At 34.4% G+C, this 13,892-nt stretch carries 11 protein-coding genes; 2 read left to right on the top strand and 9 right to left on the bottom strand.

Annotation, left to right across the window (positions count from 1 at the left end):
- Positions 1–4: 4 nt before the first annotated feature.
- The 6 genes from HBN50_RS05335 to HBN50_RS05310 form a co-directional block, all read right to left on the bottom strand.
- Positions 5–784 carry a class I SAM-dependent methyltransferase gene (locus HBN50_RS05335; RefSeq protein WP_273868489.1) on the bottom strand — a complete coding sequence of 260 codons (780 nt, stop codon included), beginning with the start codon at positions 782–784 and terminating at the stop codon, positions 5–7.
- A 1-nt stretch (position 785) separates the two neighbouring features.
- On the bottom strand, positions 786–1,925 hold the full coding sequence (locus tag HBN50_RS05330) for a glycosyltransferase family 4 protein (RefSeq protein ID WP_273868488.1): 1,140 nt from the start codon (positions 1,923–1,925) through the stop codon (positions 786–788).
- Positions 1,926–2,118: 193 nt separating this feature from the next.
- Positions 2,119–3,543, bottom strand: a complete 1,425-nt coding sequence (locus tag HBN50_RS05325) for a UbiA family prenyltransferase (RefSeq protein ID WP_273868487.1) — start codon at positions 3,541–3,543, stop codon at positions 2,119–2,121.
- Positions 3,527–4,294, bottom strand: coding sequence for a class I SAM-dependent methyltransferase (locus HBN50_RS05320; RefSeq protein WP_273868486.1), 768 nt, complete (start codon positions 4,292–4,294; stop codon positions 3,527–3,529). Before HBN50_RS05320 ends, HBN50_RS05325 begins: the two co-directional genes overlap by 17 nt.
- Positions 4,294–5,268 (bottom strand): UbiA family prenyltransferase, encoded by a 975-nt coding sequence (locus HBN50_RS05315; protein ID WP_273868485.1) that lies wholly within the window; start codon positions 5,266–5,268, stop codon positions 4,294–4,296. The genes HBN50_RS05320 and HBN50_RS05315 overlap by 1 nt, the downstream gene beginning before the upstream one ends.
- Positions 5,265–6,800: a B12-binding domain-containing radical SAM protein gene (locus HBN50_RS05310; RefSeq protein ID WP_273868484.1), complete on the bottom strand. Its 1,536-nt coding sequence runs from the start codon at positions 6,798–6,800 to the stop codon at positions 5,265–5,267. The genes HBN50_RS05315 and HBN50_RS05310 overlap by 4 nt, the downstream gene beginning before the upstream one ends.
- An 89-nt stretch (positions 6,801–6,889) precedes the next feature.
- On the opposite strand from HBN50_RS05310, the gene HBN50_RS05305 reads away from it, so the two are divergent.
- Together HBN50_RS05305 and HBN50_RS05300 are read left to right on the top strand one after the other, a co-directional pair.
- Positions 6,890–8,554: a hypothetical protein gene (locus HBN50_RS05305; protein ID WP_273868483.1), complete on the top strand. Its 1,665-nt coding sequence runs from the start codon at positions 6,890–6,892 to the stop codon at positions 8,552–8,554.
- A 124-nt stretch (positions 8,555–8,678) separates the two neighbouring features.
- On the top strand, positions 8,679–10,502 hold the full coding sequence (locus HBN50_RS05300) for a polysaccharide biosynthesis protein (protein WP_273868482.1): 1,824 nt from the start codon (positions 8,679–8,681) through the stop codon (positions 10,500–10,502).
- 2 nt (positions 10,503–10,504) lie between these two features.
- Here HBN50_RS05300 and HBN50_RS05295 read toward each other — a convergent pair whose 3' ends face one another.
- From HBN50_RS05295 to HBN50_RS05285, 3 genes are read right to left on the bottom strand one after another with little or no spacing between them, the layout of a single operon-like run.
- The gene (locus tag HBN50_RS05295; RefSeq protein ID WP_273868481.1) at positions 10,505–11,692 is read right to left on the bottom strand and encodes an O-antigen ligase family protein; all 1,188 of its coding nucleotides are present in this window, start codon (positions 11,690–11,692) and stop codon (positions 10,505–10,507) included.
- Positions 11,693–11,705: 13 nt separating this feature from the next.
- Positions 11,706–12,689, bottom strand: a complete 984-nt coding sequence (gene galE / locus HBN50_RS05290) for a UDP-glucose 4-epimerase GalE (RefSeq protein WP_273868480.1) — start codon at positions 12,687–12,689, stop codon at positions 11,706–11,708.
- Positions 12,682–13,797, bottom strand: coding sequence for a glycosyltransferase (locus HBN50_RS05285; protein WP_273868479.1), 1,116 nt, complete (start codon positions 13,795–13,797; stop codon positions 12,682–12,684). The genes galE and HBN50_RS05285 overlap by 8 nt, the downstream gene beginning before the upstream one ends.
- Positions 13,798–13,892 lie beyond the last annotated feature (95 nt).

Below are 13,892 nucleotides of genomic sequence, written 5' to 3'. Positions count from 1 at the left end.
CTGACTAACCAGCAAAACAATAAAGGAGTTTGTAGTCATTATCTACGAGGTTCTCGTCTAGTAAGTCTATCGCTTCTTCAAATTCATCTTCTATTGTTAAATTCTTTTGTAGCTCAATATTCTTTTTAAGAAGCACTTTCTTAAGAGCTTCTTTGATAACTTTTGCTCCAGGCAAGATATTCATCAATTTAGCGGCCTGGATTCTTAGAAATCTAGCATTCTTAACAACATCACTAGCGATCTTGAATGTTCCAAATATCTGAACTTCTGAGAATGACTTTTCAAAAATCTTCTTCAGCTCAGCATTATTGTAATAAGCAACACTATACTGGCTTCCAATAAACCCTTTAATTTCTTTATTTGGAATACAAATTAGTGCTTTCCCTCCAGGTCTTAAAACACGCTTCATTTCAGCAATGCATTTATCTACATCTTGAAAATAAAAAAGAGCTTCAAAACAGAGAATGACATCAAATGAGTTATCGTCAAATGATAGCTTATGAGCATCAAGCTCTTTAAAGTGAGCATTGCTAAAAGGATTATTCTTCTTCGCAAGCTCAACAACAGCAGGGTTTATATCACCGCCCCAGTATGACTTTGCGCCTTTTTTAATCAGGTGAGATGCTCCCAGTCCGGGGCCACATGCAATTTCCAAGACATCTTTCCCTTCAGTTAGTTTCGAAGCTTGGAAATATCTCATCTTCATCATTCTTAACTGTTCGTCAGTAAAGTTTTGTCCCGGAAGTTCAGTAATATCAGTATAGCTTAAAGCATCTACCTGCATTTTATGCCCTTTTATATAAATCTTCGAATTTGAGTACTGTTTTATTTAAGGCCAAGTTCTCAAAGATATAATCTTTTCCACTCTTAGTTAAGGCCTTAACATCGTCAGTTCCTTCAAGAGCTTTTTCAATAGCATCAATGAGAGAACTATTGTCCCCATAAGGAACAAGTTGAGCAGCTTTCATTCTTTCAAGGTCTTCAGCAGCGCCATTACCACTTGTTGCTACAACATCGAGATCACAAAGAAGAGCTTCAATAGTTGTATGAGCTATTCCTTGCTCATAGCGAGAAGGTTGAACAAAAATATCAGCATCAACAAGAGCTTCCATTTTCTGCTGATGATTCATAAAACCTGGAAAAAGAATTTTATCTTCTAAATTATTTTCAGAAACGATTTTATCTAACTGCGGCTTAAATCCATCGTCTGGCCCAGCAAGTACTAACTTTACGTCATCGCGCTTCTTTGCCAATTCAGTAAAGGCCTTTACGAGAAAGTCTAGACCCTTGATCTCGTGGAGACGTCCAAGAAAGAAAATCATCTTCTCATTTTCTTTAAAACCAAGTTTTGCTCTAAATGCACCTTTAGAAGGTAATGTAGAGTAATCTTCAACATCAAAACCAGGGTGTTGAATTATGAGTTTTTGTCTATCTCCACCAAGAGCGGCATATTCCTCTGCACCAACTCCTGTTTCAGCAACAAGAAAAGAAGACTGATTAAACATTCCTAGTCCAAACATATCGTGAAAAAATCTCTTTCTTCCTTTAGCATCCGTACCTGGAAGGTTTCCGTGACAGTCAATGATAGTAGGAACTGAGAACAATTTTGCAAAGAATGAAATCGGAATATTGATGAAGCTTGTGTACGAATGGTAATGCACGACATCAAATCCCTTAACTTTAAGTGAGCCAAGAATTGCCCCTGGAGCAAAATTCATTCCTCCAAAGCGAAGCCAAGTTTTAAATTGAACCACTTTGACACGACTATCCAATTCCGCGAGAAACTTTTCATCTCTCTTATCGTCTGTAGAATAAATAGTAACATCGTGCCCTTGAAATGCTAATTTATTAGCTAACTTAAAAACAACTGAGGAAACTCCCCCACCAAGTGGAGAGAATACATCAAGAACAAGCAGAACCTTCAAATTTGACTCCTTTCAAATAATATCGAGATAAAAATTTATCATTGGGATTTTTATGTGGCAAAATATATTATTTAATTCAGTTAATTTTTAGAGTTCTTCAAACAGGCCTTACACAACACTCCCTAGCCTTGCCCTTATTTTTTTAAAAACCATCGAATTCTTAATAAAAAGTCACATTTCAAGAAGCTTTAAACTAAGCGATGACATATTGCTTAATGATAAAAAAGATAACAAACCCAACAACTGCAGACTGTAGAATACGTTGATTGATGATGTAGTAAAGAGGATAGGATTTCATCTTTCCGTTCAAAATCCCCTTAAATAGATAGAGTGAAAGTATTAGAAGAAAAGCTCCACTCCATTTATTCACAATTTGAACATTTAGAAGAGAAATCATTGAGAATGTTAACAATGATACAGAGAACGATTTCAAAAAGAACAAGTCATTCAAACCATATGGATTTTTAATATTATCTAAAGTCCCGTTAACAGCTAAGTTCTGTGCCAAGATTCGGTAAGTATCTAAGCAAGAGAATGAAGCAATAAATAACAAGATAAAGAGACAGACCTCGAAGTTAAGAGAAAGACCTAAAATCAAGCATCCAATATAAAATCTCGAAAGGTTTAAGAATGCTTTTGAAGCAATATCGACAATGGCCAAGTACTTAAGCTTATAAGAATAAAGGAAGCCAACAATAAAAAAGATAAGAAACGCTAGTGCCACATCTAACTTAAAATAAAGAAAGACCGATGCAATACTGAAGAGACTTAGTCCGAGAGAGGATATCACTGTTTTAGCAATCGAAATTTTTCCTGCAGCGACAGGTCTTGCTCTTCTTAAGAGATGCCTTCTATCAAACTCTAAATCAAATAAGTCATTTATGAGATAAAGAGAAATAGATAATAATGAAAGTAATAATGAAGCAATGACTAACGATAAGAAATTACTTTTCACCAAAGACTCAGGTGTATTAAAAAGAAAAATGGGAGCAAAAACAGATAAACTCTTAACTAAACGATTCAGTCTAATCGTATAGAATAACGTTTTTAGACTACTTTTAGGCTTTTCAAATACTTTTTCATATTGAACTTTTGGAAACTTTTTCTCCTGCCCAACGAGATAACTTTTAAAAGCTTTATCCCATACGGCAAGATCGCTTTTAGAATCTCCAATATAGTCAAAGCCTTTTTCACCGTATAATTCAACTAGCTTGTGTGCTTTATTTTCACCAATAAGATTCAACTGATCACTTGAAGTATATATTTCGGAGCAAAAATCAAATTTTGAATATAGACGATTAACTATGTACTCACTACAACCAGAGGCTATAACAACTTTTCGCCCACTTCTAAACTCTGACATACAAAAATTTAATACGTCTTTATTTACAGGAATATTTCTTAAAGAAATATTGCTTTCTTTTGCAACGATGTTCTTTATAATTGATTTTTTCCTATAACGGACAAGCAAAAAAAGAAATCTAAAAAGATTTAAAAGATTAGAACAGATATATTGGATTAAAGACTCATGAAATATATCAGTCTTTAATAGTGTTCCATCTAAGTCAACACAAAGAGGTCTTTGCCAATTATCTTTCTGCTTATTGCTTTCTTGCATAGACAAAGATTTTAGGATTTAACCAGCCAATTAATGGACTAAGGATTTTCAAATTCAAAAACTTAGAAATGAGATTAAAGACTAAGCTATCCGGGCCAATAACAATACCATTGAATCTAATGTGAGCAATTTCAGCTTTCCCTTTCATGATAGATCTATACTTCGCAGGGGTACCTAACTGAAGAAGTCCCCACTCTGTCTTGTCCAACAGATGCACGAGATAAATAAGAGGGTTTAATTTATTTGGTTCAAAAACAAGAATTTTTCCATCTTTTTTAAGAACTCTTAGAACTTCTTTAAGACCAGCTTCTATATCTTCTAGGTGATGAATTACATCCATTAATAAGACGGCATCAAAAGACTCATCTTCAAAAGGAAGAACATTCGGTTCAACAAGGGAGAAGTCGATATTGTCTATTTCAAGTTCTGATTGAAAATGCTTGGCTTCTTTTATAAAGCCGCTAGAAATATCAACAGCTTTAATTTCTTTACAATGCTTAGATGCTAGAAATGTAAATGTCCCAGGACCACATCCGAAATCGAGAACCTTGTCTTCTTTATTGAGTAATGGAGTTATTTCTTTTAAAAAGTTGCTTCTAACGATCTCTCTATTCATTAGGTTGATTGGATTATATCGCGCATCTTTTCCAAGAAAACTTCTCTTTTCTTCCCCTGTCATCAAATTATTATAGAAATCCTTCGTATACTCAGAGGAGGCAACGGTAAATCTTTTAGAGTCTTTTTTAGTCACTAGAACAACCTTTTAATATATTCTTTCAATACACCAATACTAAATTCTTTTGAAAGAATTAAAAATTCCATAATTTCAATTTCTACAAATGATAACAACACAAACAAAATAGAAATTATGATAACGAGAATAACAAGAATCTTATCTCGAAACAACTTCTCAGGAGTTTGAGTAATGGCATTCTTCTGCATTGCTAAATAAAAATAATAAGCAAATAACAAAGATAAAGCTGGAAGTAGTAAAATATACTCTACTTTATACTTCGCAAGAAAGATTGCGATAAAAAATGAAGAAAAGATCGCATAAAGAACAGAAGATGAAAGCAAAATCTCTTCAGTATAACTTTGGAACGACTTTCTATAGCGATGAAGATTTTCAACAGAGTCAATGCTCTTTATATGCACATATTCTGAGAATCTCTTTAATGACATTAAAAACGCTCCACCTAACCAATAAAGTAAAATAAGACTTAGTGGAGGTAAAGAAGCTGACGTCACCATAGTCCAACCTAAGATAAGTCGAATAGGATTGTTAATGGCCTCAGACAGGACATCTAGAAACATTTTCTCTTTTGTTCTAAAAGGTCTTACATTATATAAAACACCCATTAAGAAAAATGCAATCGTCGCAAAAAAGAATGACTCATTGATAAAATAAGCAATCGAGATCCCAGCAATACCAAGTAAAAAGTACTCCGAGTAAACAATTACTTTATTTAACTGTTCAGTTACGGCTGTTCTATCTTTTTTGATAGGATGGTATTTATCAAACTCTGCATCAAGCCACTCATTAATGACATAGTTAGCAGAGGCGATACAACAAGCAGCGGCAAATCCTAAAATGATATTCAAAACCATATTTGGACTATGCTCAGAGGACAAAGAGTAACTGATAATAATCCCAGGGATAATAAATATATGCTTTACCCAATGATCTGGACGAGCAATTGAAATATACTTTGAAATACTATTCATGACCTCACCTCCTTTTCAGACTTAGAAAAGATTCTTCCAATGAGATACTTAAAATACATCATTCTAATTTTATAAATTTTATAAAACGACATTTCCATTTTTGTTTCAAAGTTTTTGGAAGCGAAACCAATCAACTCTCTAATGACTTTCTTTGGGCGAAATGCTTTAAAAAAGAAGAAAGTTAAGTACATTCTCAATCGAAACCAGTTAACTGTACTATAGTCATCTCTCCATGTTGGCGAATGCGTTAATTCTGAATAATGCGAGTAACCCGTGATTGAATCAGATAACTTTGCTCCTGGAAGAGGAGTGAATATTGTTACGGCAATTTCATCGACACCAGAAGAGACGAGTTTTTTAACGTAAGAAATACTAAGCTTTCTATCAACTTCTGTTTCTCCAGGAGTCCCTGCAATAAAACACGCCTGAGTTCTAATTCCAATATCATTCATTTTCTTAACCATTTTTAAACCATGCTTATGATCAAAAGGCTTATTCATAATTTTCAAAAGGTCTTTAGATCCTGTTTCAGGTGAAAATGAAATAAAGACACATCCTGCTTCTTTCATCTTATCAAGAGTCGACTCTTTTCTTATCGTCTCAATTTTCGTCCCCTGCGCGAGCTTCCAAACAACTGGAATATTCTTTTTTATAATTTCGTCGCACAATTCGAGAGTTCTCTTCTCTTTAACGGTAGGGTCTAGATCAGAAACATGGAAATCAGTAATACCCATTTTCTTATAAAAATATTCCATTTCATCAGCGACATCTTTACCACTTCTCGATCTCCATACAGGGTTTAAAGTTGGAGAAATACAAAAAGTACATCTAAATGGACAACCTCTAGAAGTAAGTAGAGGTAGGAACTTCACATTTTTTTTGATTGGTGCATGAGCAAAACCACAGCTCCAATAGCCTTCTAAATCAAACTCTTCCCACAAAGGAAATGAAATACGATCAAGTTCTGTATCAAGCTCAGCCTTCTCTGTAAAAACGACTTTATCGTCTTTTCCCTTAAAAGCGACTCCTGCCACAGTTGAAAGATCTCCATCTTTCAATCCTTTCAAAATCGCTGGTGTTCTACTTTCAGGCTCTCCGAAAATCGTTAGATCGACACCTTTTTCAATAAACTCTGTTGAAATTTCCTTCAGAGAGAATGAGTTCACAGTTTGAATATTTTCGAAAAGACACACTTTTAATTCAGGTCTAGCTCTTTTAAGTTCTTTAACGATCAATTCTGTAGAATAGAGATCCTCAACAGTTCTACAATAAACAAAGACAGCCTCAGTTTCATTGGAAATCCTAGAGACAACTTCCTCTTCAGAAAGTCCAATCAACATAAACTGTCCACTGACTCTTTTATTTTCAGCATCAGCGCCAAAACAATCAATCACATTAACAGAGCATCCGGCGTCTTTTAGAGATCGTGCAAAATATGCGGCCATATGGGGCATAAATGGAATCCCAGTGTGAGGGTCTAAATTATGCACCACAACACAGGGAACAACGACGGCAACTCTAGTATCAGACATAATCCTCTAACTCCATTAAATCTTTTCATAATAAAAATGATATTCTAGTATCTAAACAATAATTATGACAACCACATCAAAGTCAAATAATGATTAAACTACAAAATCTTTCTATATTTTTCGCCTTATTGATACTTTCTCTCTTCGCTACAACAATTCTTAGATCACATCACTTTTTAAATAGCAAAAAATACCAATATGCAACAAGTGATGGCGTTTTGATGCTCAACCATCAATCAATGATTCAAAAGAGTAATAATGAGGAAGTTCTAGGAGAATTCCAAGTCGCAAGAAATGGACTTCGCCCAATGACTGAGAAGAACTTTTTTGAATTCATTATCGGCCTTTCAAAAAAGCTCAATATCTCAAGCTATCAAGGGAGTAAAATATTTGCGACATCTATTTTCTTTTTAGCATTGATGTCAATTACGCTCGGAGCATTCATACTAAGTAATAGTCTATTATTAGCAGGGACACTTCTCATCTTCACAACTCAAAGTCCCTATTTCAATTGGATGCGCTATCAGACTTTTTGCCCTAAGATGTGGGGTTTCTCTTTTTTCCCAATTATCTTCCTTCTATTTTTAAAAATTATTGAAGATTTTTCTTCTAAGACGGTACGAGATTCAAAAGTTTCATTAATTGCTTTTTTTACACTCTTTGCTCTTGCTTCAACTTTTTATCCAGCAAGCGTCGCTTATTATGTACCGGCCATGCTCTTTGCAGGCTTAGTTTTAATCATAATAAAAGAGTCTTTTAACATTAGAAATATTCTCTCTAAAAGCGAGCACAAAAGAGTTCTCTTGTTTTTTACGTTCTTATCGTTAAGCTTTTTAGTCTTCTTCTTAACAAAAGAGAAACCTCATGGCCTAATTGGTCCACCTCCTAAAGAGATCACTGAATTAGTATATAACAATCACAAACTGACATATAATCGCTTTTTGGAATATGTTCAAAACACCTATTTCTATTTGATTGTATCTATTTTTATGATTTTTGACTTTCATTTCAGAAGAAGAACAAGTTTCAGAAACATCGCCATTTTCTTCCTAACTTTTTCTCTTGCTGTCATTGCCGAGTCTATAGCAACTCAATATATGGCCAACTTCAACGACTTCATTAGAATGATTTGGCCTTGGAGAAGTTATTACTTTGGTTATTTCTCATTCTCTTGTATATGTGCCCTATGGGTCTACGATCGTTTTTCATTGCAAATAACTCAAGCAAAAGGACTTTTGAAGTACGCTTCAGCGACAATTATTTTTGTTATAGCTTTCAATCACTATACTTTTACTAGTGCCGGTCAATTAATAAAAAACATTGCTCCTCATTATACAAATAAGAACTTAGTAACTGCCGAATCAATTGAATTTGAAAATATGAAAAATGTGATTGATTTTGCGAAAAGGCAACCTGCTGCGTCTATTTTTGTCATGCCTAGAAGAGGGGCATACACTCTTTTTGACTCAATCTTTGAAATCGAAACCAATCAAATAGCGATAATGGGAGATCTAGAAAGAACCCTCTTTATCGGAATGACCAATAAAACAAAGAAATACTATAATTTCTTATACCGTTTCAAGTCGATCTATAATCACCCTCAAAAGAATTATGAAAATAAGATCATCGAGCTTGCCAAAGACCTCAATTCCAAATTTGTAATTATTGATAATAAATTCTTAGAAAAGAACAAAATCGAACTGAAAGGCCCTATTGCTTTTAAGGATGAGATATGGACTATTCTTACTTATTAAAGAACAGACCTTGAGTACACGCCGAAAGGATTTATGTGAAATTATCTTGAGATTATGATTTATCATTGTGATTTTTCTGTGGCAAAATAAATTGTTTAATTCAGTCAAAATTTAGGGTTATTAGATGAGTATATTTAATTGGATTTCTAAGCCATTCGTCCTTTTGGACAAGCGTCAAAAAGTTGGAATTATTCTCGACTACTTCCTTCTTTTTATCGCACTATTCATTACGCAATTTTATCTCAACCAAGAGCTTCCGAGTAAAACGACTCTTTTTATCTTCCCATTAATCAAAATATTAATTTTGATGTTTTTCTCTGTTCATAGAAGTATCTGGAAGTTCTTTTCAATTCGTGACTTTACAACACTTCTCAAGGCACTAACTCTCGTTAACGTTCTACTTTACATTGGTTCGGGATTATTTTTCGACCAAAAAGAACTATTGAAAGTTACATTCAATCTACTGATTGATCTCAATATATTGGTTGGTGCTAGATTATTCTTCAGATTAAAGTTTTCTTACTACAATAAAAGAGAAACAACTCCTGCCATTCTAATTGGAGCAGGACAAGCTGGTGAGCAAATCCTTAGAGAACTTATAGGATCACCAAAAGGCTCTCAATATCAAATTGCAGGAATCTTTGACGATAATATTAAATATATTTCAAGAACAATTCATGGAATTTCAATTTTAGGTTCAACACATGACATTCCAAATTTTATTAAAAATTCAAATATCAAGATGGCCATCATTGCTATTCCATCTGCCAGTTCGAGTGAAAAAAGAAGAATTTTGAAAATTTGCGAAGAAGCTAACTTGGAAATAAAAACCCTACCAGGTACAGATGAACTCTTGAGTGACAAAGTAAGTATAAGCCTTCTTAGAAATGTAACTCCAGAAGATCTACTAGAAAGAGCCCTCATTAATATCTCTCACGAAAATATTATTTCTCAACACAAAGATAAAACGATTCTCGTTACGGGAGCTGGAGGATCGATAGGATCGGAGCTTTGCCGTCAGATTCTCTCTCTAAAACCTAAGAGACTAGTTATTTTAGACTCAAGTGAGTTCTTTCTCTATTCGATTGAAAAGAAGTTAAAATCAGAGTTTCCAGGTGTTGATCTCATACCAGTCATTGGCGATGTTCGGAATATTGAAAAAGTTAATTTAACGATTGAAACATATAAACCTGAAATTATATATCATGCAGCAGCCTATAAACATGTTCCTATTATGGAAGCTTATCCTGTAGAGGCCATTCAAACGAATGTTCAAGGAACAATTAATATGGCCAACGCTGCAGAGAAATATGGCGTACCTAATTTTGTTCTTATCTCAACAGACAAAGCGGTAAATCCGACAAATGTTATGGGTGCGACAAAGAGAATGGCAGAAATTTTTTGCCAATATAAAAACCTAAGTTCCACTACTAGGTATAAATGTGTTCGCTTTGGAAATGTTTTAGGAAGTAATGGAAGCGTTGTCCCTCTCTTTAAAGAACAAATTAAAAATGGTGGGCCAATTACTGTCACTCACCCTGAAATAACACGCTATTTTATGACAATCCCTGAAGCATGCCAGTTAGTTTTACAGACGAACTCAATGTCAGAGGATGGAGATATTTTTGTTCTGGATATGGGCTCCCCTGTAAAAATCGTAGATTTGGCAAAAAACCTAATCAAACTCTCAGGACTAGAGGTCGATAAAGATATTAAAATTGAATATACGGGACTTAGACCTGGAGAAAAACTTTATGAAGAACTTCTAGCTGATAAAGAATCAACAATTCAAACAAAGCATCCTAGAGTAAGGGCAGCAATAGCGAGAAAACCTTCTGACGAAACAATTGATAAGATTTTCAATCTTCTCAATTCATCACACTCTCTCTCTGTTCCAGACATTAAGAATAAAATTAAAGAAGTCGTTTCAGAATATACATTTGAGTGAGGCTAAGATTCTCTTAGCTTCACTCCAACAACACCTAGGGCCCAAAGTCCCATAATTAGAAATAAGTTCTCTCCATCACCAAAAGTATATTGAACCATTCCTGAAGTTAAAAAACTTATAACGAAAGGAAAGATCAATACGCTTGTAAGGTACGCCTCAAAAAGCCAGAAGCTAAGAAAGAGCAACATTACAACAACTCCGACACTTCCTGTAGAAGCTAGATGTTCCAAATAATTGTTATGAGCATGACCATCGACATTTGGCCATTCGATATTATGGCGCTTTTTTATTTCAATAACATTTGGTTCAAAGTTCCTATACCCAAAACCAAAAACAGGTTTTTCACTAAAAGCAGCAACTGCCGCCTTATAAAAAGCAATTCTTTGAGTATTAGAGCCTTCTCTCTTAAAGAACATCTCTCGAACCTTAGGAGATAAGAAAGAAAGACCAGAAACAAGAACAACACCGGCAATTACACTGATAAATATTTTTCTATTTTTCTTGAAAAAGAAAAAAGGTAGCGCAACAAGAAAACCAATCCATGCCCCACGAGCATAACTTAGGATAAGACCAATAAAGTTAATGGCCCAGACAAGATAGATTAAATTTACATTTATATATTTCGTAAATCTATCTTTATAAAGAACAATTCCAGTCATTAGAACCATAAATAAACTAATTCCATAACCATAGGTCATATACATTCCATAAAGTCCACATGCTCTTGTCGCATGACATGCATCTTTCATTTTAATTGGATTAAAACCAGAATATAGTCCAATGATCCCAGAAATTGTTGCAACAGTCGTTGCTAGTAAAAATGTATTAAAAAGAACTTTTTCTCTCTTAGCTGTCATCCAATTTTTAAATGTATAGAAATAGGCAAATACACCTAGCATAGGTAAAAGAAAGTATTTTATCTTAGAGATATTTTTAAAAGGCCTTTCAATAGAGTCCGTATTCATCAAAACAGAAGCTACAATTGCAATGCACATAGCACCTAAAAACCAAAATGAACGAGGAAGCTTAAAAGGTTTTTCCTTATAAAACTTAATCGCAAAATAAAAGCCAGGAATAATAATAAAAATATGGCTTAAAGCAGAGAAACTTACTGAGGTAAAAATTCCCGCAGCAAGAACGAATAATGAAGCATATGTTAAACGATAATTCCATTTCTCAAACTGAGTCAAAGTATACTCCCTCTTATTTTAACTTCTTTTCCCAATCAAGAGCTGTTCTTACAATAAGCTCAAGATCGTCATGTTCTGGATTCCAACCAAGAACGCTTTTAATTTTATCTGATTTTGCAAGTAGAACAGGAGCATCTCCAGCTCTACGCGGTCCTAACTCGACATCGAAGTCTACATTAGAAACTTTTTTCACAACATCAACGACTTCTTTAACAGTAAAGCCATGGCCATATCCACAATTAAAGAGATCGGATTTTCCGCCTTCAAGCAAATACTCAAGAGAAGCAACATGTGCACTCGCAAGATCATCTGTATGGATGTAGTCGCGAACACAAGTACCATCTTTTGTTTGGTAATCATCACCATTAATAAACATTTTCTCTCTCTTACCAAGAGCTGTTTCACAGGCAATCTTAATTAAATGAGTTGATAAAGGAGAACATTGCCCTACACTTCCATCAATACTCGCTCCTGCAACATTAAAATATCTAAGAACAACATAATTAAAATCAGGATAAGCAATAGATAAATCTTCAAGCAATTGCTCAGTCATTAATTTCGTTTTTCCATAAGGATTAATTGGAGAAACAGGAGTCTCTTCCGTACAAATCCCATCTTCATTTATTCCATATACAGCTGCTGTACTAGAAAAAATGAAATTATTAATTTTGTGTTTAATACAAAGATTCAAAAGATTAAGAGTATTCTGAGTATTATTGAAATAATATTTTAGAGGGTCCTCAACACTTTCAGGAACAATGATAGAACCAGCAAAGTGAAAACAAGCATCAAACTTCTTATCCACAATAAGAGCTTCCAACTTCTCGAGGTCCTCAATTTCACCAACAACGAGTTCTCCAGATACAACAGATTCCTTGCGCCCAGTTGATAAATTATCATAAATAGTAAGTTCATACTGCTCATCTTTCCCAAGAAGATTCACAATATGTGACCCGATATAACCAGCTCCACCTGTAATCAATATCTTTTTAGGCATCGGTCTTTCCTTTATTTCTCATTGTTGTTTCAATTAGATCTAAAATTTTCTTCTTAAAAACTTCCTTTGAAAATTCAGAAGCTCTTTTATATAAAACAGATTGATCGATATCTCTCTTTTCAAAAGATAGTACAGCTCTTTGCAATTCTTCCTCTGTTTGCTCGTGGAAAAACTCAGCAACATCATCTGTTAAAGTCTCTAAGACTCCACCAATTTTATAGGCAATAACTGGTGTACCACTTGCCATCGATTCTAATGGGGTAATTCCAAAATCCTCTACACCCGGAAATATAAGGGCCTTTGCTTTGGCAAATCCTTCAATGACTTCTTCTCTTGAAACATTCCCTAAAAACTCAATGGTATCGCCAGAAATAGACTTTAAGTATTCCTCTTGCTGTCCAGAACCGATAATCTTCAGACGTTTCTTCATTTTATTGAAGGTCTTTATCGCAAGATCGACTCTTTTATTTGGAGCAAAAGCCGTAACCATTACGTAGTAATCCTCTTTTTCAGGAGGATTCTCTTGAGTTGATTTAAAGTCCTCTAAGTCGACAAATGGGTGAATAACACCAGAGTCGATTCCGTAATATTTTTGAATTCTCTTTCTCACAAACTCAGCATTAGCAATTGGAACATCTACATTAGCATTAGAATCCAAGTCCCAATTCACAAGATAATTTTTAAAAACCTTTGCTCCTAATCGCTGATAAAATGGAGCATCCGCACCGAAGTACACATCATATTGATCATAAAGATACCTCATAGGACTATGAATATATGAAATATGAACCGAATCTGCAGGCTTCTTCACACCTTTAATCACACAGTGAGATGAACTAAGCACTAAGTCAGCCTCTTCAATTATTTTCAACCCTTCTGCAGCTTTTGGAAAAAGTGGTAGAAGTTTACGATAATGCTTATGAACTCCAGGAATACTATTAAGAAATGAAGTATGAATGACTCGATTTTCAATCATAGGACTTGTTGAGCCCTCTTTATAAATTAGAGTATAAAGTGGCGCATCTGGAAAAAGCTCACAAAAGACTTCTAAAACTCTCTCTCCGCCTCTAAAACCAGTTAGCCAATCATGTAAAAGAACTACTTTCACCAATATCCCCAATAAAAAATATACTACTACGTAATATAGTGTAAATTACGAGACCCGTCACGTAATGTACTAATTTTTCATCGATTTAGCCTCTA

The sequence above is a fragment of the Halobacteriovorax sp. GB3 genome (genome assembly GCF_028649655.1).
Taxonomy (GTDB): domain Bacteria; phylum Bdellovibrionota; class Bacteriovoracia; order Bacteriovoracales; family Bacteriovoracaceae; genus BSW11-IV.
Note: the sequence above shows the minus strand (reverse complement) of the source record. Positions and strands in the feature narration are given on the sequence as shown.